Origin of the sequence: Candidatus Magnetobacterium casense, from assembly GCF_019173545.1 — a bacterium.
Taxonomy (GTDB): domain Bacteria; phylum Nitrospirota; class Thermodesulfovibrionia; order Thermodesulfovibrionales; family Magnetobacteriaceae; genus Magnetobacterium; species Magnetobacterium cryptolimnobacter.
In genome coordinates this window covers 1-1,067 of record NZ_JABXWD010000785.1, presented here as the reverse complement: position 1 = coordinate 1,067, position 1,067 = coordinate 1, and the positions used below count along the sequence as shown (strand labels likewise).

The window sequence follows — 1,067 nt, the reverse complement described above, 5'->3', positions numbered from 1 at the left end:
ATTCCCTCTTAAGCGTATCTTTGTTCAATATCAGATGCCTTGTTAAGTAGTTATTGCCTTCAAATATTTCAAAATTCACGATGCCTATATATATCACCGGCCTTAGATTTGGATAATCCTCTCCCCTTCCTAACTGGCCTATATATGCCTTGCTTGTATAATATAATACCCGTTTTTCAAATCCCTTTTGCTTTTGTATCTGTATCTCCACTATAAACGTTACGCCGCTTTTGTCTACCGCCTTGATATCCAGTATAGTTTCTTTTAGACCCTCCATCTTGGGCATCTGATAGGGATTAAGTATCTCTATGTCACCGATCTCTCTATCCCCATTGAGACTTAACACTGCGTTTAAAAAAGATATCAGTATCTCTTTCTTGCGTTCGTTGCCAAATATCTTCTTAAAGGCTATGTCACTCTTTACGTCAACAAATCTCATACTCTATTTTAACATATTTTCAGATACTTTGTGTGCGAAAATCGAAGACAACATCACAGAATTAAGGGTATCTATATAAGGGGGTCAAGGGGTCCGTGACCCCTTGCAGGGGGGTTCAAAGGGGGGCGGAGGGGGTGAGGCACCCCTGCCACAGACCGCCCCCTTTTCTTTCTCTTTTCTTTCTCTCACCGCGTGTTAGTAAATGCTCCAGTCGCTTGGGACGCCCTGATCCGCGTAGCCTCCGGAGTTGATTGTCGTGCCGTCCATGAACCAGATGTAGACGTCGCCGTTTGAGCCGTCCTGCCAGAGCATGTCGTTCATGGCGTCGCCGTTGTAGTCTCCAACCGACTTGACGGCCCATGTATCAGCACCGGAAACACGCACCAACACTCCAATCGACTGAGCAGCGCCGCCTTTGGGCCTAACGAAATCTCCGCCCTTGATCTTTATGCCGTCCATCAGCCAGACGTATATATTGCCGGAATCGACATCCTGAAGATGTACGTCGCTCCTGCCGTCGCCATCGTAGTCGGCGATTGACCTGATCTGCCACTGATGTGGTATCCCCTTGGCCACAAAGCCGCTGCTACCCTGTATCTTGACACCGTCCATTATCCACGCGTAGACG

At 47.4% G+C, this 1,067-nt stretch carries 1 protein-coding gene and 1 pseudogene; both read right to left on the bottom strand.

Annotated elements, in window-relative coordinates; translation table 11 throughout:
- Window positions 1–439 (bottom strand): Rpn family recombination-promoting nuclease/putative transposase (locus tag HWQ67_RS19500; protein ID WP_218254361.1); only part of this gene is annotated, 439 nt, incomplete at its 3' end.
- Window positions 440–634: 195 nt separating this feature from the next.
- Window positions 635–1,067: pseudogene (locus HWQ67_RS19495) on the bottom strand (hypothetical protein); the annotation flags it as partial.